The organism is Kribbella alba, from assembly GCF_039529635.1.
GTDB lineage: Bacteria > Actinomycetota > Actinomycetes > Propionibacteriales > Kribbellaceae > Kribbella > Kribbella alba.
The window spans coordinates 1-20,778 of sequence record NZ_BAAANE010000014.1; the positions used below are offsets into that span (position 1 = coordinate 1).

Consider the following 20,778-nt stretch of genomic DNA (forward strand, 5'->3'; position numbering starts at 1 on the left):
AACCGCCAGCGCCACCCAACCCCCCGGCTCGAACCGCCAGCGCCACCCAACCCCCCGGCTCGACCCGCCAGCGCCACCCAACCCCCCGGCTCGAACCGCCAGCGCCGCCCAACCCCCCGGCTCGAACCGCCGATGCCCGCGCGACTTCCCGGACCGACCCGCCGGAGCGCTGTCCACCTCCCGGAACGACCCGCCGGAGCGGAGGCACTACCCGGCTCGACCCGCCGAAATCATGCCGGCCATACGGCGGGTCCAGCCGGGTAGTGAGGAATGGCCGGCGGGTCGGGTGCCGCGGACTGCGTCGAGCATCACGAAGTCGTGGATGATGCCGCCGAGCCGGACCTTGGCGGCCTGGCGGCCAGCCTTCTCACGTAGTCGGCCAGGGGCGGTTGGGCGGCAGCAGGGTGGTCAAGGCGGCGGCCAGGCGGAGGGTGGGGAGGTCGGCGAAGCGGGGGGCGGCTATTTGGAGGCCTATGGGCAGGCCGGTGGTGGAGTAGCCGCAGTTGACGGTGGCGGCGGGATGGGCGGACATGTTGTACGGGACGGTGAAGGCGATGTGTTCGAAGGGCTTGAGCGGGTCGTCGGTCGGGTAGGCGAGTTCTGCGGGGAAGGCCGTGATGGGTGCGACTGGGGACAGGACGAAGTCGTAGGTGGCGAAGGCAGCGTCGACTGCGGCGGCCATGGCGCCCATTTGGGAGAAGCCGTCGAAGACCTCGAAGGCGGTGAGGTCGGTGGCGGTGGAGACCCACCGGCGGATCTCCGGGAGGACCTTGGCGCGGCGGTCTTCGGGGAGGGCGTTGATGTCGGCGGCGGAGCGTACGCGCCAGAAGCGGTCGAGGCCGTCCAGCATCTCGCGGGTGATGATCGGGGCGATCGGTTCGACGATGGCGCCTTCGCTCTCCAGGAGAGCGGCTGCTGAGGAGACGGCTGCCCTGACCTCGCGGTCCACTGGGAGGCCGACGCCTGCATCGAGGAGGAGGCCGATTCGGAGGCCTTCGACTGAGGAGATCTCGTGATAGCTGTCGGCGATGCGCGGCAGGGAGGTTGGGTCGCGGCGGTCGGGGCCGGTCATAACGGAGAGCGCGAGCGCGGCGTCGGCCGGAGTACGGGTGAGGGGGCCGATTGCCCTGCCTGGGAACGGCGTTCCGACGGCGACGCGGCCGTGGGTTGGTTTGAGGCCGACTACTCCGCACCAGCCGGCTGGGAGGCGGATGGAGCCGCCGATGTCTGTGCCGATGTGGATCGGGCCGTAGCCGGCGGCGGCCGCTGCGGCAGCACCCGCGCTCGAGCCGCCCGCAGTACGGGAGAGGTCCCAGGGGTTGCGCGTGAGGTGGTGGAAGGTGGAGACGCCGGACGAGAGCATGCCGTATTCGGGCATCGTGGTCTTGCTGATGATCACCGCGCCTGCCGCGCGGAGGCGTGCTGCGGCCGGGGCGTCTTCAGTGGCAAGGATCAGCTCGGTCGCCGCAGTGCCTTGGGGCACTGGGGTGCCGCGGGTGGCGATGTTCTCTTTGATGGTGATCGGTACGCCGTCCAGCGGGCCCACCGGTTCACCGCGGGACCACCTGTACTCCGACTCGCGGGCTGCGGCGCGTGCCGCAGCGGGGTCGAGCGCATAGGTCGCGCAGAGCTTGGGCTCGAGTGATGCGACGCGGGCCAGGACGGCGTCGATCACCTCCACCGGGGACAGCGAGCCTTGCTTATAACGAGACACGAGGTCGACGGCGGTCAGGTCGGCAAGGCTCTCGGTCATCTTTATAAGCTCCTGACGAGTCAGTTCGGTGGGTCGAAGCGGCCGTCGACGGCGGTCCAGCCTCCATCGACCTGCAGCACGCTGCCTGTGACGAACGAGGAGGCGTCCGACGCTAGGTAGACAACGGCGCCTGCAAGCTCGTCGGGGGTTGCCCAGCGGCCGAGTGCGCTCTTCTTGGCGTAGGCGTCGTACCAAGCTGGATCCGCCTTGATCTGCGCGGTGAGCGGGGTTTCGACGACGCCTGGGGCGATTGCGTTCACGCGTACGCCTTGGGGGCCGAGTTCTGCCGCGGCTGTGCGGAGGAGTTGGACGAGGCCGGCTTTGGTTGCCGCGTACACCGATTGGCCCGGCTCGACAGTGGTCGCGCGGATCGAGCTGAAGCCGATGATGCTGCCCTGTCCCCTGGCTGCCATGCCTTTGCCGAAGGCACGGATGAGGTCGAACGAAGCGCGCAGGTTGAGCGCCACGACCCGGTCGAACTCCTCGCCGTTATAGTCGAGGATCCGCTTTCGCACGTTGGTTGCGGCGGTGAAGACGAGCACGTCTATAACGCCGAGTTCGGCGGCTGCCTTCGTGATCGCTGCTTCGTCCAACACATCCAGCCTGTACGCCGTGAGCTGGTTGCCCCGTGCGGCCGCGTCCTCGTGAGAGAGGTGCTTGCCAGCTGCGGCTGTTTTCTCGGCCGCAGGGAGATCCCGGTCTGCGCAGGTGACACGGGCGCCTTGAGCTGCCAGCCCGAGGGCTGATTCCCGGCCGATGCCGCTGCCCGCTCCGACCACAACGGCGTGCTTCCCGTCCAGGCGGAACAGGCTCGTGTAGTCCCTGCCCGTTGGGTCGTTCACGGTCGGCGCCTCCTCATGAGTGCTTGGGGGTCGGGCGGATGATGGCCATCCGGGTGGTGGTCAGTTCCTCGATGGCGAAGCGGGGGCCCTCGCGGCCGGTGCCGGAGTCCTTGACGCCGCCGTACGGCATGACGTCCGAGCGGAAGCCGGGGACCTCGTTGATCACCACTCCCCCGACGTCGAGCTGGTCGATCGCGGCGAAGGCGGTCTCCAACGACGACGTGAAGACGCTGGCGTGGAGGCCGTAGCGGGATTCGTTCACGGCGCGGAACGCCGTCGCGACGTCGGGGACCGACCGGATCGCGATCACCGGGCCGAAGATCTCCTCGTCCCAGGCGAGTTGCCCGTACGGCACATCGAGCAAAACAGTTGGCCCGAGCGGCTCGCCCGGATTAGCTTCCGTTGGGTAGGCGAGGGTGGCACCGGCGGTCAGGGCTTCGGAGATCCAGTCGTCGACTCGGGCGGTGGAGCGGGAATCGATCAAGGCGGAGACGCGGGTGCGTTCATCGCGCGGATCGCCTACCACGACGGACTCCAACCGCTGGTGGAGCTTGTCCAGGAAAGCTGCGCGGACGGGGTCGACGGCGATGACTCGCTGGACCGAGATGCAGGCCTGGCCCGATGCGTAATAACCACCGCGTACTACGGCGTCGGCCGCGGCGTCCAGGTCGGCGTCCTCGGCTATAACGAGTGCGGAGTTGGAGCCGAGTTCGAGGAGCACCTTCGTCGGTGCCGCGTCTCGGGCGATCTGGTGACCGACTGCGGCTGAGCCGGTGAAGGAGACCACGCCGATTCGACTGTCGGTGGTGAGGGTCGAGCCGACGTCTACTCCCCCGGTGACAAGTTGAACTGCCTCAGCGGGCGCACCGGCCGCGCCGAGAGCTTCGCGCATCAGGTGGACAAGCCAGAGCGTGGCCAAGGGGGTTTGGGGAGCGGGCTTGATGATGACGGGGCAGCCGGCGGCCAAGGCGGGCGCGAGCTTGTGGGACGCGAGGAGCAGCGGGTAGTTGAAGCCGGTGATGCCGATGACGACGCCGATCGGCTTCCGCACCCAGAATCCCATCAAGCCGTCACCGCTCGGCAACAGGTCGAGGGGAACCGTTTCGCCGTGGAGGCGCGCGACTTCCTCTGCGGAAGTCTGCAGCGTGAGCAGAGTTCGGTCGATCTCTACTCGGCAGTCCACGAGCGGTTTGCCCGTCTCCAGTACGAGGAGGTCGACGAACGCGTCGCGCTGTTCGGAAACGGCAGAGAGCGCTCCCTGGAGAGCAGCCCGGCGGACGTGCGAAGGCAACCGCCCGACCTGATCGCGACAGTCGACCGCCACGTCGAGTGCCTGTCGAGCCAGCGCCGCATCCCCGACCGGAGCCTCCGCCACGACCGACCCGTCGTACGGGAAATAGACCGGAGCGGTCGACGGTGCGTCGAGCCAGCCGGCGCCGATCGGAAGGCCTGCTGGATAACGGCTCATCTCGTCGCACCCGAGCAAGAAGCGGCGCGGAGAACAGCGGGATAGGAGGTCATGTCGGGTCCTCCTTGAGTAGGTCAGTTGTGGTTGTGCCGGCCAGGGCTCGGTGGAGCGTGGGGATGGCGGAAACCAGGCGGCGGGTGTACGGGTGCCGGGGGGCGGCGTAGACGTCGCCGGTGTAACCGCTCTCTACGATCTCGCCGGCGTGCATGACGGCGACTCGGTCGCAGACGTGCTTGACCACGGACAGGTCGTGGGAGACGAAGATCAGGGTGAGGTTCAGTTCGTCGACCAGATCTGAGATGAGGTTGAGTACCTGGGCCCGGACAGAAACGTCGAGAGCGCTCACTGGTTCGTCCGCGATCAGGATGCGGGGGCGCGGTGCGAGAGCTCGGGCGATGGAGATGCGTTGCCGTTGGCCGCCGGAGAACTGGTGAGGATAACGATCTCCGGCATCTGCGGACAGGCCGACCGCTTCGAGCAACTCGCGAACGCGCTCTCCCGAAGCTGGATGCCCTTGTACTACGAGGGGTTCGGCGATGATGTCGCGGACTCGCATCCGCGGATCGAGTGAGCTCATCGGGTCCTGGAAGACGAGCTGGAGGTTCTCGCGGAGGAAGCGCAGGCGGCGCTCCGGAAGTCGGGTGATGTCGGTGCCTTCGACAAGTACCCGGCCCGAGGTCGCACGATCCAGGGCCGCGATGATGCGGAGGAGGGTGGACTTGCCGCAGCCGGATTCGCCGACGATGCCGAAGCGTTCGCCTGCACGTACTTCGAGGCTGACTCCGCGCAGAGCATGCACGACCGGCGCCGCTTGCAGCAACGACGTACGAGGTCGTGGGTAGTCGCGCACGACGTTGGTCACCTGGATGACAGGGGCCTGCGCCAGCTGATCGAGCTTGGGATCACGCATCCGATGCCTCCGCTGACGTTGATGGCTCGGTAGGCGCTGCGGGTTCGGCAGTTGAGGAGACCGGTTGGCGGGCTGAAGCGACGACCCTCGGCACAGCGGACCCTCTGTCGTCGGCCGGGTGGTGGCAGGCGAAGCCAGACGAAGCAGTGCCGGTCCAAGGTGGGAGGGTGGCGCAAAGGTCGGTGGCGTGGGCGCAGCGGGTTCGGAAGACGCAGCCGTCGGGGAACTGACCGGCCGGCGGGACGTTGCCGGGGATAGTGGGGAGGCGGCGGTCTGCTGATTCGAGGTCGGATGCAGCGAGCAGGCCTTGGGTGTAGCGGTGGCGGGGGTTGGTGAAGACCTCCTCGACCGGGCCGGACTCGACCACCCGGCCGCCGTACATGACGAGGACCCGTTGGCAGACGGTGGCGACCACGGCGAGGTCGTGAGTGATGAAGAGCAGCGCGGATTCGCGGGCAGTGACGCCCTGCATGATGAGGTCGAGGACCATCGCTTGGACGGTGACATCCAGCGCCGTCGTGGGCTCGTCGCAGATCAAGAGCGCGGGGTCGTTGGCCAAGGCGATTGCCACCACAACTCGTTGCCGTTGGCCACCAGACAGCTGATGCGGATAAGCCCGCGCGACGCCGTCAAGCTGGACTCGGTCGAGGAGCGAGGAAGCAGCGGCTCGGGCAGCACGCCGACCCGAGATCGTGCCGTGGATCAGCATCGCTTCGGCAACCTGGTCACCCACGCGCATGGTCGGGTTCAGAGCCGTCATCGGTTCCTGGAAGACCATCGCCAGGTCACGGCCGCGGACGCGTGACAACCGTCGCTCGGCCGCGCCGATCAGCTCGTGGTCCACACCCGTCAACCGGACCGAGCCGCGCGCGTGCACATCCTCCGGCAGCAACCCCAAGATAGCGAGCGCAGTGAGCGATTTCCCGGATCCTGACTCCCCGATCAGCCCGACCCGCTCCCCCGGCCCGACGGTCAGGTCGACGTCGTGCACCAGGGTCTTGTCGCGCACCGACACCGTCAGCCCTTGCACTGTGAGGACATCGCTCATCGCCGGTCCTCCAGCTTCGGGTCGAACCGGTCGCGCAGGCCGTCACCTAGCAGGTTGAAGCCCAGTACTGCGATGGCGATCGCGACGCCGGGGAACACCGCGAGCCGCGGCGCGCTGAAGAGGAACTCCTGGCTCTCCTGCAGCATCCGCCCCCACGAAGGCGTGGGCGGCGGAGTCCCGTAGCCCAGGAAGGAGAGCGCTGCCTCGGCGAGTACGGCGATCGCGAACGACACCGAGGCCTGGACAGTGATCAGGCTCGTCACGTTCGGCAGCACATGCCGCAACGCGATCGGGAACGGCTGCCGACCGGCCGCACGAGCAGCCAGCACGTACTCGGTCCGCATCACCTGCAAAGCACCACTGCGAATCACCCGCGCAAAGCTCGGCACGGTGGCGATCCCGATCGCGATCATCGCCGTCAACGTGCTCGCACCGAACACCGCGCCGAACATGATTGCCAGCAGCAACGCGGGGAACGCGAGCAGCAGGTCGTTCGCGCGCATGATGATCTCACTCGCCCAACGGCGGCTCATCGCGGCGAGAATCCCCAGCGGTACGCCGATCACGGCAGCAACCCCGACCGCCACCAGGCCGACGAACAACGTGGTCCGCGAGCCGACCATGATCTGGCTCATCAGGTCCCGGCCGAACTTGTCCGTCCCCAGCCAGTGGGACCACGACGGCTTGGCCAACCGACTCGCCGGATCCACGAGCGTCGCGTCGTACGGCGTCCACACGAACGAGACGAGCGCCGTCAAAACGATGAGCAGCACGATGAAGCCGCCCACCACCAGACTCGGATTGAGCCGCCTCATCGCGGACCCACCCGCAGCCGGGGATCCAGGGCGACGTACAGGAGGTCGACGAGGAAGTTGACCACCAGGACGGCGACGACGAGCACCATCACGACATCCTGAACCAGTAAGAGATCGCGGTTCGAGACGCCGTCAAGGAGGAGGCTGCCGAGCCCGGGGATGACGAAGACCCGCTCGACCACGACCGCGCCGATGAGCAGCGTCGCGAGTTGCAGACCGAGAACCGTCACGACAGGAACGGCCGCGTTGCGGATGCCATGCCGCCACAGAGCTGGGAACGGCCGCAAACCCTTCGCGCGAGCGGTCCGCAGGTAGTCCTCCCGCAACACATCTAATACAGCACTGCGGACATAGCGGGTCAGTACTGCGCCCTGCACCAGCCCGAGCGACAACGCCGGAAGGATCAACTGGCGAAGGAACATCCCCGGATCCTCGGCCGGCGGCGTCCACCCGTTCGCGGGCAGCCAGCCCAGCTTCACCGCGAACAGCATGATCAGCAGGATGCCCGCGAGGAACGCCGGCACAGCGACGCCAAGCTGCGAGATCGCAGACAGCGCGAGCCCGGAGATCTTGCGATGCCGTGCAGCCATCACCGTGCCGGCCGGAACAGCGACGACCAGAGCGACGATCATGCCGGTGACAACCAGCCAGAGCGTCACTTGGAAGCGGTCGACGATCTGCGGACCGATAGCGGCTTTCGACACGTACGACGTGCCGAAGTCGCCCCGCAGCAGTCCGCCGAGCCAGTCGCCGTACTGCGTGGCCAGCGGCCGGTCCAACCCGAACTGCTGACGGAGTTGCCGCACCGCCTCGTCGGACGCGTTCACTCCAAGAGCAACTCGGGCGGGATCGCCGGGCAGCACGGCCATGAACCCGAACACCAGCACCGAGCTCACCACAAGGCTGACCAGCAGCACAGCCGAGCGCTCGATCAGGCGGAGGATCATCGGGCTTGTCTCACCTCGGGGTCAGCAGGCTCAAGAACGGCCCAGGCGGGAGAGGTCGAAGGACTCGGCGATCGCGTTGGTCGGCAGGCCGGTGAGGTTCTTGTCCGCGACGATCAGGTTCGGAAGCAGGAAGAGCCAGTCCGCGGCGGCCTGCTCCGAGATGCGCCGGGCCGCCTTCTTCATGTTCGCGACCTGAGCCGCCTCGTCGCCCGCGTCCGCTGCGGCGAGCAGTTGCTGCAGCGTGGGATCGTCGTACCGGGTGTAGTACTTCGGGCTGAAGACAGCGCCGAGGTCGCGCGGTTCGACGTGCGAGATGATCGACATCTCGTAGTCAGCGTTCTTGAAGACCGTGGTCAGCCAGGCGGCCGGGAACTCGAGTTGGTCGATCTTCACCTTCAGCCCGACCTGCTCCAGCTGGCTCTTCACGACCTGGCCGCAAGAGACCGCGTAGGGCAACGTCGGCAGTCGCAACCGCAGCGTCGCGCCCGTCGCACCCGCGGCTTGCAGCATCGACTTGGCCTTAGCCTGATCGTAGGGCGCGATCCCGGTGAGGTCTTCGTACCAGGGGTCGGTCGGCGGAACCATGCTGCCGATCAGCTTGCCGCGACCGGCGAAACACGTGTCCAGCAAGGCCTTGTGGTCGATCGCCATCCGGATCGCCTGCCGGACCCGGAGGTCCTTGAACACAGGCTTCGAGTTGTTGAAGGACAGCACGACCTCGCCGTTGGTCGTCCCCTCGATCACCTGGTACTTGGTGTTGCTGGTGAACTGGCTGAGGGCTTCCGGCGCCTGCACAGTGCCGATCACGTTGATCGTGCCGGTCAGCAGCGCGTTGTTCAGCGCGGTCGGGTCCTTGAAGTACTTCAGCGTGACCTGGTTGAAGAACGGCTTGGTTCCCCAGTAGCCGTCGTTGCGCTGCAGCACGATCGAGTCGCCGCGCTTCCACGAGCCGAACTTGTACGGGCCGGTGCCGACCGGGTTCGTGGCGAGCTTGTCCACGCCGGTCTGGGAGAACATCGCTCCGATCCGGGTGGTCATCCGGAACAACCAGTCGTTGCTCGGCTTGCTCAACGTCACCTGGAGCTGCGCCGGCGAGACCGCCTTGGCCTCCTGTACTACGTCCATGGCCGCCTTGAGCGAGGTGGTCCAGTCCGACTTCACCCGGTTGATGCTGAAGACGGCATCGGCCGCGGTGAACGCGGCACCGTTGGTGAACTTCGCGTTGTCCACCAGCTCGAACGTGTACGTCTTCCGGTCCGGCGAGACGGTCCACGATTTCGCCAGGTCCGGCACGATCTTGCCGGTCTCGTCCTGCTTGACGAGACCCTCGTAGACGTTGGTCAGCAGCGCTTGCGGGATCGCGGCACCGTCAGTGGTGGTGAAGTCGAGGCTGGCCGGCTCGGCGACCAGGCCGATCGACAGCGACTGGCTGGCGCCTGTGGAAGAGCCCGACGACGAGCCGGAGCCCGCCGAGCACGCGGCGACGAGCAGCATCGCGGCTGAACCGGCGAGCGCGACCGCCCGGGTGAGGTACGTGTTCACGCGAGATCCTCCATGCGCCGACTGTTTCGTTCCGCCGATCATGCCCTGCCCACCTGATACCCCGCCCACCGCACCGCCGAAGCCGGCGGATCCGGGCCCACTAACTGGTCGGACCAGTGGACTAGGTAGTAATAGGGCACTAGGTTTGTCCGTACTCAGGGGCCTGTCAAGCGATCAGCCGACCTCAACCACGGGCCCGTAGTACGGGAGGGGGTGCGGGGTGCCGCAGTTCCAGCCGGTGCAGCCGGTGCGCGCGTACGAGCGGATCGTCGAGCAGGTCGAGGAGGCGCTTGCGCGGGGCGACCTCTCCCCCGGCCAGCGACTGCCTAGCGAGCGCGAGCTCGTCACTCAGTTCGCGGTGAGCCGGTCGACTGTTCGCGAGGCGCTGCGGGTGCTCGAGAGCAACGGCGTGGTCCGGTCGCGGCCGGGCGATCCCAAGGGGCCGGAGATTCTGCCGTACTCGCAGAGCGCGCTGCGCAAGCAGATGGTGCGGCTCGCGCGCGTGGACGAGCTGAGTTTGAGCGAGCTGATCGGCTTCCGGATGATCATGGACGGCGCGGCGATCCAGCTCGCGTCGCGGCTGCGGACCGACGAGCAACTCGCCGAGATGGAGCAGACGCTGGTCGCGATGCGCGAGGCGATCGACGTGGACTTCGACGCGTTCAGCGAAGCGGATGTGGCGTTCCACGAGGCGGTGGCGCGGGTCAGCCGGAACTCGCTGATCCAGGTCTGCAACGAGGTGGTCCGGGGCGTCGTACTCGGGCTGATCGCCGACAAGGTCTCGCACGCGACGAACAGCCGAGCGCTGATGCTCGAATCACTGCAGCACCACACCGAGGTGGTCGAGGCGATCCGCGCGGGCGACGGTCACGCGGCCGCCCGGATAGCCCGCCAAAACCTCTACGACTACTACGCCACCTACGTCCCCACCCCCGACCAACCCCACCTCCAAGCCCTCCTCGACGACTGACCCCACCCACGCCCGCCGGCCGCTGGGCCCGGCGGCTGCAGGGCTGCGGCCGGCGCGCACCGCGGCACCCACGGCGGCCGCTGGCGGGTTTCTCGTCCGCTGGCGGCTTACACGGCGCTAGCGGACGAGGAACCCGCTATTGGGGCGCGTCGGTGGTGCGAGCGCTCGATCGCGCGGCGGATCCGGGCGACCAGGTCGACGGGATGCCCAAGATCGGCCCACGTCACCCGCACCACCTCGTAGCCGAGGTCGCGAAGCCTGTCCTCGCGTGCCTTCTCCGCGATCAGCGCATCCGCCCCGCTGCCCGCGTACTTGAGCGCACCATCGAACTCGACGATCACGCCCCAGCGCGCGAGCAGGAAGTCGACCCGCGCCACCAGACAGCCGGCATGGTCCCAGATCTCGGCCTGCAAGACCGGCGCGGGCAAGCCGAGATCGGCCAGTAGCACCCTGAGCCGCGACTCGCCGACCGATTCGGACCGGCCGTCGCCAAAGGTCACGGCTTTCGCAGCCGTCCTGATTCCGGTCCGATGACTGAAGAGCTGCAGCGCGTCTGATAGCTGGTCGGCTGTTGCGATGCCCTGCCGCAGTGCCTTGTCCACGACCGAAACTGCGACCGAGTACGACGTGGAGCGGATCGCCTCAACCACCGATCGTGGACCGGGGGTCATCTGAACGCGATCAACCACGACCGGATCGACCACTGGAGGTCGAGCGGCGTGCTGGCAGACAGCATCGCCGGATCTGCCAGGTCCGGCCAGCCTGGTGACATGGACACGGTTCAGGTCGAGATCGGACACCTCGATCCCATGCAGCAGCAACGCTGATTGATGGCTCACGACAGCGCGGCCGCCGAGCCGGTGGTAGACCGCCCTCGCAGCTCGGACGTGTCGCCAGATCGCTCGCTCCCATGGCGGTCGCGATTCGTCGTCGGATCCCAGTTCTGCATAGGCGCCACGGCACAGCCGCACCCATCTGCCCTCGCGGACGCGCCGCCCGATCTCGTCATCGGTATAGCCGGCCGCCAGCGCGTCCAAGCGGTCGAACCAGCCACCTCGCTTTGCCGCCGTCGCAGCCAGTCTCATGTTCATGCCAGAGAAGATGCCGCAACCGAGCGTCCGACGGGCTTGCCTTTGCCTGCCTGTGGATAAGGCACCGAACACTGTTTCTTCGCCCGCTGGCGGCTTGCAAGGCGCTGGCGGGCGAAGAAGGCGGTAGCGGCTCAGGTGTCGTGTTCGAGGACTCGGACTCGGGGGACCTTGAGGAATTGGCGGGCTCGTTTGGTCCAGTCGGAGCAGACGAAAGCGGCCGCCGTCTCGGGCCACGCGACCACGACGACCTCTTCGCTGTGTGTGCTCGTCACCAGGGTTTTGAGGGCGAGGAGCACCTCGCCGTGGGTGATCGAGACGTTCACCCGGCAGTCGTTCAGACCGCGGAGCCTTCGCGAACTGTGTTCGATCACCGAGGCCAGGTCCTTGGCCGGATCCGCCAGCGCCGTCGCGGTCGTCGTACGGGCTGAGGTCGTCGCCGAGGTCAGGCCCGCGACGTCCGCGAAACTGGAGCCGAGCAGCGCCATCGGGCCGCCGATCCCCTCGGTTGGATGGCTCGAGATGAGCAGGTGGTAGTCCACCACTTCTTCGTGCCTTGCATGCAGGGCGGCCACGCGGCGTGCGTCGCCCTCACTCATCTCCCGCTCGATGAGCACCACCACGTCGTACGTCATCGTGGCTCCCTTCGCCGACACTTCCTTTGTAACCCCAGTCAGTACCCAGCGGAGCAACAAACCGCGACGAAATCACAGGAATGTCAAATCTCTATCAGCGCTCTAACGCGGCACGGCGGCGTGATGACCTGAACTCGGACCACACGGGCGGCGGTGCTGGCGGCCAGCGAAGGTGCCGTCGTGATCGCGCGAGCCGAGCAGGACCTGCAACCCTTTGAGCTGGTCACCTCGGCCCTGCTCGACCAGATTCGCGCCGCGACGGTCCGACTTACTGCATCAGGTCCGGGATCTCGTGGGCGTGGAGCCGACCGCGGTCCTGGACAGCTTGCGCCTGCACCCGACCGGTGGCACGCCTGGTGTCAGCCTTGGCGGTCGAGTCGGTGCCGGTCTTGGCCAGCGGTACGCCGGCTGGGTCCGCCGGGCGGCGGTGGTGCCAATCGGTCAGGGCCTGGTACGCCGCGGCGACCGCGAGCAGGCGGTCCTCCCCGAAGGGCTTGCCGCCGAGGATCGTCCCGATCGGCACACCCTTGGCCGTGAAGCCGATCGGCAACGCGAGCTCGGGTAGTCCGATCGAGTCGAACGGGTTCGGGCTGGTTTGGACCACCACGTCGCACTGTTCGAAAAGGTCATCCAGCACGCGCTGCAGGAGCAGGACCTTCGCTCGTTGGCCAAGCAGGTACTCGTCGGCCCCGAGCAGCGCGCCCTGCAGCCAGCCGGTCACGGAGACCCCGAAGCCGCGAAGGTCGGAACGCAGCATCGGCAGGAAGACCTCGCTGCGCTCGGGCAACCGGACGTTGTTGAAGGCAGCGTTGGTCAGGACGTCCCACTCGTCCGGCAGGGTCACGTTGACGACCTGCAGGTCCTCCACCTGGGCGAGGGCGTTCAGCGCGGCCTGACGTGCCGCGGCGACCTCCGTCGTCCCCGAGGTGTAGCCCGGGATCACGCCGATCCTGGTCCGCCAACGCACCCGCACCTTGCGACCCCGCAGTACAGGTGTGGCGGCGGTGATCAGGTCCGGGACCGGCGGTAGGCCTTGCGTGCGGGGGTCGTTCGGATCTTCGCCTGCCATCGCGGTCAGCATGATCGCCGCGTCCTTGGCGTCCCTGGCCAACGGGCCGGGGTGGTCGCGGGTGTAGCTCAGCGGAACGATGCCGTGCAGCGAGACGCGGCCCATCGTGGGCTTGAGGCCGGTCAGGTTCTGCGCGTTCGACGGCGCGGTGATCGAGCCGCCGGTCTGCGTTCCGACGGCCGAGGTCGCCATCCGGGATGCGACCGCGGTCGCCGAGCCGGAGGACGAACCGCCGGGATCGGTCGACGGATCCGCCGGCGTCCAGGCGTTGACTGTGGTGATCCGCCCATCTGGCGTGGTCGCGCGAGTCGTGGCGAGTGGGCCCATCTGGGTCTTGCCGAGGACGATGCCGCCGGCCGCGGTCAGGCGCTGGACGGCCGTCGCGTCGAAGGGCGGCGCGAACTTCTCGAACAGGTAGGAGTTCGCCGTCGTCGGGATTCCGCGCGTGTAGTAGTTGTCCTTGATCGCCAACGGGATGCCGTGCAGGGCACCGCCGCGGGAACGGCCGAGCGCGCGGGCCCGGGCGAGCGCCTCGTCAGCGAGCACCACGTTGAAGGCTTGGTAGGTGGAGTCGAAGGCGCCGATTCGGTCGAGATACGCCTCCAGCAACTTCTCGGGCCGCAGCTTCCCGGCCTTGATGAGCGTGGCCGCCTCGGCGATGGTCAGCTCACTGACATCGGCGATCGCCTCCGGCCGGACGGGTACGGAGACGTCAGCGGTGGACAGCGTCTGACCCTGCGGACCCGCGTAGGCGACGGCAGGAAGAGCCACGGTGCCGACGGTGGCCGCGGCGGCCAGTGCGCCTACGCGATAGAGGAAGGACCGCCGATCGACGCGGGTGTCCATCGGCTGGTCGGACTCCGCCGTCGAGGTCGCCGGCGTGTTGCCGGTGGCCGACGCCGAGATGTTCGCCGGGGCGCTCACCGTGCCTGCCGCTTGATGTCGATGGAGGGGAAGAGCGAGGGCGGGGAAACCTGTTGGGCCAGGGCGGCCTTGTCAGCGTCCGGGCCGGTGACCGCGAACTGGTAGGCGGCGAGCGGCACGATCGTCGTCCGGACGAAACTGCGCAGGCCGGCCAGTGCTGTGTCGCGGCCCGGGCTGCCGGTCTCCGGATCGGCGGCGGTGCCGGCGGGGAGTTGATCGAGGTCGATGCCGATGGATGCCAGACGCGCGCGGATCATCACGTCCAGCTCCGCGTCGGTGGGTGGGGTGAGGCTCACCAGTACTCCTCAAAGGTCTATGGCGGAAGACTGCAGACCTTTATGTCACGACATGTGTGTCCTCACATTTCGCTGATGTCGCAGCGAAGTTAAGCCGTCGTCAACCGGGCGCGCGCATCTGGTGCCAGAGTGCTGAGGAGGTGAGGAGCGTCGATGAGGTGGACACTGCCCGGGTCGAGCAGGCGCGGGTGAAGGGCGTAGACCTCCGCCCCCGCCTTCGGGTCGATGTCACCGGTGATCACCGCGACGAAATCAGCTCGGCTCGCCGCGTCGAGATCCCAGTAGCGATCGGGCTCCAACCGCGCGGTCAGACGCCGGGCGAAGGCGCCGACCCCTTCGGATTCGCCGCGCAGGTAGCCGACCACCGACCCGTCGGCACACCGCACGACCACCTCACCGGTCCGCGCGGCAGCATGCCAGCAGCAAAGCTCCCAGAGGCTCACGCGATCACCGGCTCCGTGGACCTCCTCGAGGGTTGCGGCCATCAGCGCGACCTGGCCGGCATGACGAGCGAGGCTGTTGCCGAAACCGGCCGCGCGGAGGTTCACGTCGTACCAGCGGAGCTCCTTGTTCTGCAGGTCGATGCCGAACGGCAGCAGCGCCTTCGCCGTCCCGGTCAGCTCGAACCGGTCCTCCACGGCCGCCGGATCGAACAGCTCCGACGGCTCCCGCAGCAGCCCGATGAACCCGCGCTCCAACGCCTCGAACGAAACGTTGGTGAAGCTGAACACGACCGGCAGCACATACCGCCCGCCGACTCTGCGCAACGCTCGCAGATCGAGATCGACGTACTCCGTCGCGCCGCGCGGGCCGCGCCCCGAGGTCAGGTTTCCCGAGTGCACCATCGCGTCCTGGTCGAACCGCAGCCGCGTGGGATCGCACAACCCGACGAACGCCCACTCGTTGTCGAACACCGCCACGGCCAGATCCAGATCGACGCGCTGCCCGGCCGGCTCCACCCAGTGCAGGAACAGCCGGAGCAGGTCGTCATCCCCGATCGGCTGCACGCTCCCCCGGGTCATCCGCCGCAGTGTCGACGACGAACTCCGCTCGGAACCAGGAGCAACCAACCGCGACAACTCCTCATCCAGGAAGGCCCTCCGCACCCTCGGCAAGGCTGTTGCCCGACGCAACAATTCGTTGGTCAGTACGCCGGACAGCGTGGCGGCGAGTTCTGAAGGAAGAGGCTCGCGCTCATCCACGGCGGTCCAGATCCGGGTGGTTCCACCGCGGGGGAAGAACAGGCGCAGGTCCCCCGGCGGTGTCCGGACCTGGCCGAGCGCCGCAGTCAGCACGACCGGCGATACGTCGGACACAGCTGTCGCGAGCGCCTCGACCAACGAGCCGCGCGTGTCAACCGGCAATGCCCGAGCCAGTTGGACGAGTCGGCGGACCAGGTCGCCCGGACGTTGCCGCAGCAGTTCCAGCGCGAGCCCTGGCCGGCCATAGGCGAAGGCGCTCTCGACCCGGCCGGCGAAGGTGCTCAGCACGAGTCGGCCGTCCTCCAGCCTGACCTCGGGGTGACGAGTCGCCTCGCTCAGCACTGCACGACCAGCCGGACTCGAGCTGTCCAGCGTCGTACCGCGGACAACTGCGAAAGCCAGCGCTGCCACGGGATAGGTGGACGCGAACTCGAACGGGTGCAGGTTTTCCCCGATCCGCTTCCAGGCGTGGGCATGCCGCAGCAGGTCCTCGACGAGCGACCCGACCGGCATCCGATTCAGCCGGGCCAGCACCATCCGACGGATCGCGCGCGGCAGGGATCGACGGCGTACGGGAGGAGTGCGCAGGCCGGGATCGGCCTCCATCAGCGCATACAGCAGGCGCAGCGCGTCCGTGGCGGTCTCTACGAGGTCGTCGATCAGCTCAGGGTGGTCCGGCAGCAAAGCGGCGAGGGCCACCGCGCGGGTTTCACGAACGGGGATCACGTCAGGCAGCCAGGAAGGGTCGACCAGAAGTGCCTTGAGATCGGCGCGATCGACGACGGACAGCGGCGCACGGCGTGCCAGCAGGTCCGTGACCATGCTTGCAGCAGCGTCCGCTGGCGCGAGTGTCAGCAACTGCAGGCGCGCAGCGTCCGCCCGGCTGGCAACCTCGTCATTCGAAGGCTCGAGGAACGGGTCGTCGGGATCGAGTTGGCGGAGGCAGATCGGGCAGGCACTGAAGTCGGAGCCGTCCCAGCACGAGCGGCACACCAGGTGCGCACACGGCGAGACCGCCTGCACTGTGCTTGTCTCACCGCACAGCACGCACGGCTGCTCCGGCTCCTGCAGCATGCGCGCAAACATCCTGTCGATATAGAAGGTCTCGGTGTTGCCGGGCACGCTCTCCGGGAATCCGCGGAACAGCGGCACCAGCTCGGCCTTCGTCCCCGACTCGGTGTCGAGCAAGTCGAGCAGAGTCCGGCCGAAGCCCGTCAGCGCGAACGGGCTGAGGCCTGCGCAGTGCCGGTAAAGAGACGCCGACAACAGGAAGCCTCGCTGGATCAGCTCTGCCTGCAACGCAGCCAGCCCAGCCGGCGTCGTCAGGGGATGGCGGAGCCACTGCCAAGCGGAGCGGCGTACGGGCGGGGTGAGGCGGACAGCGTCGACCAACCTCCGGCGGCGCAGCAGCACCGCGGCCAGTGTCTCCGGCATCGAGGTCCTCCCCAGGCGATCCCATTCGGACTGAGATGCCAGGGGCGGAGAGCGAACGCGCTACCTGGCCTGGTGAAGAAGAAGGAAGCACGTCCAAGAGCCGCCCCTGGCAATCAGAACGCTACCGGGGCCCACCGACAGTTTCCGGCGCTCGGCGCACAGAGCAGGTGGGAAGAAAGAAGCCCGGTACCAGGGTCGGGGCCGCCCCGCCCAGACCCCGGTACCAGACGTCTCCAGAGTAGAGCCACCGGACAAGTGGAGAACCTCCGGATCCGCCATTTGGCACTGATGCGCCGAGATCAAACCCTTGATTTTGAACAGACCAGTCCGGACAGTGGATCAGACCAGATCCTCGATCGCGCAGGGGTGGAACACCAGTCCTGCGATGAAGGTCACGTAAAGGGAATCCCTAGTGATCACAGCCAGCAGGTGCAGGCGCACAGATTGTGGCTATGGTCAGTTGCATGGTCGGTGGGGTGATCGAGCGTGCGCGCTGGCGAGATGTGTTCGGACACGCGGAGTTCAGGGCTTTGTTCCTGGCCGGCGTGCTGTCCGTCGCAGGTGACCAGCTTGCCCGGGTGGCCCTGTCCGTGTTGGTTTTCGACCGCACGGAGTCGGCCGGTCTCACCGCGCTCACCTATGCGCTGACCTACGTGCCGGATCTACTCTTCGGTCCCCTGCTGGCGGGTTTCGCCGACCGATATCCGCGGCGCCGCGTGATGATCATCACGGACCTCGCGCGCGCAGTACTGGTCGCCGCGATGGCGATTCAGGCGCTGCCGCTCGTCGTGGTCATCCTGTTGCTCGTGGCGCTGCAGGCCTTCGGCTCACCTTTCAACGCGGCACGGGCTGCGACGCTACCGGTGGTACTACCCGGCGACCACTATGTGCTGGGCAAGGCTGCGAACGACATGGTCGTGCAGTTCAGCCAGGTACTGGGCTTCGGTACGGGCGGCCTGGCCGTGGTTGCAGTAGGCACCTCCGGTGGGCTGCTGCTGGACTCTGTGACCTTCCTACTCTCGGCTGCCCTCATCACCTTTGGCGTACGCAGCCGCCCGGCGCCGACGCCTCACACCGACGAACCACGCCGCAGCTACTTCAAGGATCTGGCCGCAGGAACCTCCCTAGTACTCCGTACGCCGAAGCTGCGCGCGCTGGTGGCTCTCGCGACAGTCGCCGGCTTCTACGTGACAGTGGAAGGCCTGGCTGTTCCCTATGCCGACCAGATCGGCGGCGGCCCCGAGGCGGCGGGTCTGCTGCTCGCGGCGAGCCCGGCTGGAGCGGTTGCAGGCATGTGGCTGATCACCCTCTGGTCACCGGAGCGGCGGATGCGCCTGCTGGGACCGCTGGCACTCGCTGCCTGCGTGCCGCTCGTGTTCTGCGCGCTGAAGCCGGGACTGGCCGTCACAGTGCTGCTCTGGGCACTTTCAGGCATGGCGTCGTCCTACCACTTACCTGCCAGTGCGGCGTTCGTCCAGGCTGTGCCGGACCGTCAGCGAGGTCAGGCGTTCGGGGTGGCGAGCACCGCGCTGAAGAGCAGCCAGGGGCTCGGAATTCTGGCCGCGGGCCTCTTGGCCGAGCCGTTCGGACCGTCGACAGCACTCGCTCTGATGGGCGCCGCGGGGGTTCTCGCGGCGGCTGCGGCGGGCGCTGCCTGGGCACGCGCCCGCCCTATCTCGACCGACTTCTGAAGAATCACGGTACGAAACCTCGAATAGCGGCTGGAATCAGCCCGGCAAAACGTAAGGCGAAGGTAAAGATTTACCTTTCGTCACCAATCGTTACCGCCCTTGACGACACCCGCCACGAGCCAGTCGTTGCCACCGCTGAACCAGTCGTTGCCACCGCCGGTGAACCAGTCGTTACCGCCTGTGAACCAGTCGTTCCCGCCCTGGAACCAGTCGTTCCCGCCGGTGAACCAGTCGTTGCCGGTGGAGGACTTGCGCGCTGCCTTGATCATGATTCTCGACCCTTCTAAGACTGACCATCTGATGGAATGACCCGGCCACCGGGGTGACCTGACGTGAACGGACCGTTACGATGAATGCATAACCGCTCAGGTCTAACAGTGTGAGGCTCATGATGATTCTGATCGGTCGGAGCAGTTGGGTGCCACCCCGGCAATGGAAGCTCTGGTCGTTACCTCGGTCCGCCCTGGGATATGTGCTCGCAATTGATTTGATCGCGGTCACGATAACCACACTTGCGGTGCGCTCGACCTTGTTCGGGCCGAACCCCGGAATCCGTTCCTCGGAGTGGGCCGCGTTCGCCGTGCTGGCAGCCGCCTCGACGCTGCACCTGGAGTCCGCCAGGGGCATCGAGCGACGCCGCGAGATGGCCGCGAACACCTCGCCCCACACGAACCTGAAGTGCTTGTGGGTGTTCGCGAGCCTGCTGCTGCTGCCGCTGTCGCTGGTGATCCCGCTGATCGTCCTGTCGTACCTGTACTCGTGGTTTCGCGTGTACGGCCGGACCATCGCGCACCGGAAGATCTTCTCCACTGCGACTTACGTCCTCGCCAGCGCTGCCTCGGCTGCCGTGCTCCGGGCCGGCGGCCTGCTGACCGAACCGCGCGTTCCGACCGGGTTCTGGTCCCTGCTTGTCGTGCTGGCCGCCGGGGCGACGTGGTGGTTGGTGAACTACGCGCTGGTTATCGGCGCGATCCTGCTGGCCTCCCCGGAGGCGACCGCCCGCGAGGCGCTTGGCGAACTGTCAGACCAACTCGTGGTTTGCGCCGGCCTCGGCCTGGGGATCGCGGTCGCCGCGCTGCAGTCGTCGTACCCGTGGGTCGTGCCGGTGTTGATGGTGACCGTGCTCGCGCTGCACCGCGACCTGCTGCTCCCGCAGTACCAGCGCGCTGCCGGGACGGACGTGAAGACAGGGCTCGCCACCCCGTCGTACTGGGCTAGTGCAGTTCCTGCCGAGCTAGCCCGGGCCGAGTCCCTGCGGAGCACTGTCGGCCTGCTGATGCTCGATCTGGACAGGTTCAAGGAGATCAACGACACCTACGGCCACCCGGCCGGGGACCAGGCGCTGCGTGCCGTCGGCGAGAGCGTCCGCGCCGAGGTGCGCCAGGGAGATCTGGTCGCCCGCGTCGGCGGTGACGAACTGGCAGTGCTGCTGCCCGGAGCATCCGAGGGCGAGGTGCTGGAGGTCGCCGAACGGATCAGAGACCGCCTGACCACGCTGACCGTCTCCGTCCCCACTACGGACGAGCGCAGCGCGATCATCACCGGCATACCGGCATCCTTCGGTGCCGCCGTCTATCCAGATGTCGCGGGGACCATGGACCAACTGGTGCTGGCTGCGGACAACGCACTGCTGACAGCCAAGCGGGGCGGACGGAACAGGATCGTCACCGCCCGCCCGAACCCGCCCGCAGTCAGCGCCGACCAGCCGGTAGGCGACGCCTGAGATCTGACCGCCCGGCGCGGCGGTGATCAGGCGTGATCGCCGTCGAGCAGCTTGTGCAGTTCCGCGGCAGCATTCTTGATGTCCTCATAGTCCTGCTGGGCTGCCCGGACCTCCGCGCTGATCACGCCACAGCGGTGGACGCGGCGGAAATCGCCGTACGGGAACTTGTAGTGGCCTTTGGTCTCGTCGCCCATTTCGTCGTCGAGGCCGAGGTACCACTGGCCGTATTCGTCCCAACCGTGCTCCTTCAGGTACTCGTTCTCCTGGGCTGCTGTGGGCTCGTGCTCGCTCCAGTCATCGCGCTCGTCCATCACGGTCTGGCCTTTTTCGATCAGGCTCTTGGCGTGCTCGAACGCGCGCTTGTTCAGCTTGACGGTCATGTCGACCTCCTCGAGGGTTGACGAGCCGGTTCCCCTGCGGG

General features: G+C 67.4%; 18 protein-coding genes. 3 read left to right on the forward strand and 15 right to left on the reverse strand.

The genetic code is table 11. The annotated features are described in order from the left end of the window. Positions 1 to 367: 367 nt before the first annotated feature. The 8 genes from ABD210_RS30505 to ABD210_RS30540 are packed head-to-tail and all read right to left on the reverse strand — an operon-like array spanning position 368 to position 9,325. Positions 368 to 1,753: an amidase gene (locus tag ABD210_RS30505; RefSeq protein WP_344116244.1), complete on the reverse strand. Its 1,386-nt coding sequence runs from the start codon at positions 1,751 to 1,753 to the stop codon at positions 368 to 370. 20 nt (positions 1,754 to 1,773) lie between these two features. Further along, the gene (locus tag ABD210_RS30510) at positions 1,774 to 2,595 is read right to left on the reverse strand and encodes an SDR family NAD(P)-dependent oxidoreductase (RefSeq protein WP_344116246.1); all 822 of its coding nucleotides are present in this window, start codon (positions 2,593 to 2,595) and stop codon (positions 1,774 to 1,776) included. A gap of 13 nt (positions 2,596 to 2,608) precedes the next feature. Further along, on the reverse strand, positions 2,609 to 4,063 hold the full coding sequence (locus ABD210_RS30515; RefSeq protein ID WP_344116248.1) for an aldehyde dehydrogenase family protein: 1,455 nt from the start codon (positions 4,061 to 4,063) through the stop codon (positions 2,609 to 2,611). A gap of 49 nt (positions 4,064 to 4,112) precedes the next feature. Beyond that, a complete protein-coding gene (locus ABD210_RS30520) occupies positions 4,113 to 4,973 on the reverse strand; it encodes an ATP-binding cassette domain-containing protein (protein ID WP_344116249.1) in 861 nt (286 codons plus the stop codon). After that, positions 4,966 to 6,021, reverse strand: coding sequence for an ABC transporter ATP-binding protein (locus ABD210_RS30525; RefSeq protein WP_344116251.1), 1,056 nt, complete (start codon positions 6,019 to 6,021; stop codon positions 4,966 to 4,968). Before ABD210_RS30525 ends, ABD210_RS30520 begins: the two co-directional genes overlap by 8 nt. Beyond that, positions 6,018 to 6,836: an ABC transporter permease gene (locus ABD210_RS30530; RefSeq protein WP_344116253.1), complete on the reverse strand. Its 819-nt coding sequence runs from the start codon at positions 6,834 to 6,836 to the stop codon at positions 6,018 to 6,020. Before ABD210_RS30530 ends, ABD210_RS30525 begins: the two co-directional genes overlap by 4 nt. After that, positions 6,833 to 7,783, reverse strand: a complete 951-nt coding sequence (locus tag ABD210_RS30535; protein ID WP_344116255.1) for an ABC transporter permease — start codon at positions 7,781 to 7,783, stop codon at positions 6,833 to 6,835. The genes ABD210_RS30530 and ABD210_RS30535 overlap by 4 nt, the downstream gene beginning before the upstream one ends. A 30-nt stretch (positions 7,784 to 7,813) precedes the next feature. Then, positions 7,814 to 9,325 (reverse strand): ABC transporter substrate-binding protein, encoded by a 1,512-nt coding sequence (locus ABD210_RS30540; RefSeq protein WP_344116257.1) that lies wholly within the window; start codon positions 9,323 to 9,325, stop codon positions 7,814 to 7,816. Between the two features lie 220 nt (positions 9,326 to 9,545). Between ABD210_RS30540 and ABD210_RS30545 the strand changes: the two genes are divergently transcribed. Next, positions 9,546 to 10,295: a FadR/GntR family transcriptional regulator gene (locus tag ABD210_RS30545; RefSeq protein WP_344116258.1), complete on the forward strand. Its 750-nt coding sequence runs from the start codon at positions 9,546 to 9,548 to the stop codon at positions 10,293 to 10,295. Positions 10,296 to 10,402: 107 nt separating this feature from the next. On the opposite strand, the gene ABD210_RS30550 is transcribed toward ABD210_RS30545, so the two are convergent. The 5 genes from ABD210_RS30550 to ABD210_RS30570 all read right to left on the reverse strand — a co-directional run bounded on the left by ABD210_RS30550 (position 10,403) and on the right by ABD210_RS30570 (position 16,943). Continuing rightward, entirely contained in the window at positions 10,403 to 11,386 is a 984-nt protein-coding gene (locus ABD210_RS30550) for a type IV toxin-antitoxin system AbiEi family antitoxin domain-containing protein (RefSeq protein WP_344116260.1), read from the reverse strand. Positions 11,387 to 11,517: 131 nt separating this feature from the next. Next, positions 11,518 to 12,018: a hypothetical protein gene (locus ABD210_RS30555; protein ID WP_344116261.1), complete on the reverse strand. Its 501-nt coding sequence runs from the start codon at positions 12,016 to 12,018 to the stop codon at positions 11,518 to 11,520. Between the two features lie 268 nt (positions 12,019 to 12,286). Then, the gene (locus ABD210_RS30560; RefSeq protein ID WP_344116263.1) at positions 12,287 to 14,011 is read right to left on the reverse strand and encodes an amidase; all 1,725 of its coding nucleotides are present in this window, start codon (positions 14,009 to 14,011) and stop codon (positions 12,287 to 12,289) included. After that, a complete protein-coding gene (locus ABD210_RS30565) occupies positions 14,008 to 14,307 on the reverse strand; it encodes a hypothetical protein (protein ID WP_344116266.1) in 300 nt (99 codons plus the stop codon). Before ABD210_RS30565 ends, ABD210_RS30560 begins: the two co-directional genes overlap by 4 nt. Before the next feature lie 89 nt (positions 14,308 to 14,396). Next, positions 14,397 to 16,943, reverse strand: coding sequence for an MXAN_6230/SCO0854 family RING domain-containing protein (locus ABD210_RS30570; RefSeq protein ID WP_344116268.1), 2,547 nt, complete (start codon positions 16,941 to 16,943; stop codon positions 14,397 to 14,399). A gap of 464 nt (positions 16,944 to 17,407) precedes the next feature. Between ABD210_RS30570 and ABD210_RS30575 the strand changes: the two genes are divergently transcribed. After that, on the forward strand, positions 17,408 to 18,634 hold the full coding sequence (locus ABD210_RS30575; RefSeq protein WP_344116270.1) for an MFS transporter: 1,227 nt from the start codon (positions 17,408 to 17,410) through the stop codon (positions 18,632 to 18,634). Positions 18,635 to 18,714: 80 nt separating this feature from the next. On the opposite strand, the gene ABD210_RS30580 is transcribed toward ABD210_RS30575, so the two are convergent. Continuing rightward, positions 18,715 to 18,903 carry a DEAD/DEAH box helicase gene (locus tag ABD210_RS30580; protein ID WP_344116272.1) on the reverse strand — a complete coding sequence of 63 codons (189 nt, stop codon included), beginning with the start codon at positions 18,901 to 18,903 and terminating at the stop codon, positions 18,715 to 18,717. Positions 18,904 to 19,151: 248 nt separating this feature from the next. Here ABD210_RS30580 and ABD210_RS30585 point away from each other — a divergent pair, with 248 nt between their 5' ends. Next, positions 19,152 to 20,357: a GGDEF domain-containing protein gene (locus ABD210_RS30585; RefSeq protein ID WP_344116274.1), complete on the forward strand. Its 1,206-nt coding sequence runs from the start codon at positions 19,152 to 19,154 to the stop codon at positions 20,355 to 20,357. A gap of 26 nt (positions 20,358 to 20,383) precedes the next feature. On the opposite strand, the gene ABD210_RS30590 is transcribed toward ABD210_RS30585, so the two are convergent. Then, positions 20,384 to 20,737, reverse strand: a complete 354-nt coding sequence (locus ABD210_RS30590; protein ID WP_344116276.1) for a hypothetical protein — start codon at positions 20,735 to 20,737, stop codon at positions 20,384 to 20,386. Between the last annotated feature and the right edge of the window lie 41 nt (positions 20,738 to 20,778).

Bases quoted from the DNA above. Each gene is read 5' to 3' on its own strand.
- ABD210_RS30530 (WP_344116253.1), bottom strand. From the start codon at position 6,836: ATGAGGCGGCTCAATCCGAGTCTGGTGGTGGGCGGCTTCATCGTGCTG.
- ABD210_RS30525 (WP_344116251.1), bottom strand. From the start codon at position 6,021: ATGAGCGATGTCCTCACAGTGCAAGGGCTGACGGTGTCGGTGCGCGAC.
- ABD210_RS30520 (WP_344116249.1), bottom strand. From the start codon at position 4,973: ATGCGTGATCCCAAGCTCGATCAGCTGGCGCAGGCCCCTGTCATCCAG.
- ABD210_RS30590 (WP_344116276.1), bottom strand. From the start codon at position 20,737: ATGACCGTCAAGCTGAACAAGCGCGCGTTCGAGCACGCCAAGAGCCTG.
- ABD210_RS30580 (WP_344116272.1), bottom strand. From the start codon at position 18,903: ATGATCAAGGCAGCGCGCAAGTCCTCCACCGGCAACGACTGGTTCACC.
- ABD210_RS30575 (WP_344116270.1), top strand. From the start codon at position 17,408: ATGGTCGGTGGGGTGATCGAGCGTGCGCGCTGGCGAGATGTGTTCGGA.
- ABD210_RS30515 (WP_344116248.1), bottom strand. From the start codon at position 4,063: ATGAGCCGTTATCCAGCAGGCCTTCCGATCGGCGCCGGCTGGCTCGAC.
- ABD210_RS30505 (WP_344116244.1), bottom strand. From the start codon at position 1,753: ATGACCGAGAGCCTTGCCGACCTGACCGCCGTCGACCTCGTGTCTCGT.
- ABD210_RS30550 (WP_344116260.1), bottom strand. From the start codon at position 11,386: ATGAACATGAGACTGGCTGCGACGGCGGCAAAGCGAGGTGGCTGGTTC.
- ABD210_RS30570 (WP_344116268.1), bottom strand. From the start codon at position 16,943: ATGCCGGAGACACTGGCCGCGGTGCTGCTGCGCCGCCGGAGGTTGGTC.
- ABD210_RS30555 (WP_344116261.1), bottom strand. From the start codon at position 12,018: ATGACGTACGACGTGGTGGTGCTCATCGAGCGGGAGATGAGTGAGGGC.
- ABD210_RS30535 (WP_344116255.1), bottom strand. From the start codon at position 7,783: ATGATCCTCCGCCTGATCGAGCGCTCGGCTGTGCTGCTGGTCAGCCTT.